Origin of the sequence: Cupriavidus sp. SIMBA_020, assembly GCF_046535395.1 — a bacterium.
Classification (GTDB): domain Bacteria; phylum Pseudomonadota; class Gammaproteobacteria; order Burkholderiales; family Burkholderiaceae; genus Cupriavidus; species Cupriavidus campinensis.
In genome coordinates, this window is sequence record NZ_JAWRWU010000228.1 from 1 (window position 1) to 331 (window position 331).

The window sequence follows — 331 nt, forward strand, 5'->3', positions numbered from 1 at the left end:
CGAACAGCGGCGTGCCACAGCAGACGCAGTCGTAGATGCCGCGCTCGTTGTGGTCCCAGTACTTGCCGGTGAAGGCGCGTTCGGTGGCCGCATGGCGCGTGACCTGGTATTGCGTGGGGTCGAGCTTCTCGCGCCATTCGGCGTCGGACTTGTGGCCGGGGTAGGCGTCGGAGTTGTGGTCGTCCTGGCTCATGTCGGGTTCCTGTCGGGTTGCGGTCGAGGGGAAGTGCGGAAGAGTCGCTTAGATGGGGGCGCGCTCACGAAGAGCAACTGACTTCGAGCGAGCTCGCCCAGTCGGGCGGCAGCGCCGCGTAGCTTTCGTATTCCGGCT

General features: G+C 65.6%; 1 protein-coding gene. It reads right to left on the minus strand.

The features are described 5' to 3' along the window. A partial coding sequence (locus SB751_RS28950; protein ID WP_410748902.1) for a peptide-methionine (R)-S-oxide reductase occupies positions 1-193 on the minus strand: 193 nt, incomplete at its 3' end. Positions 194-331: the final 138 nt, after the last annotated feature.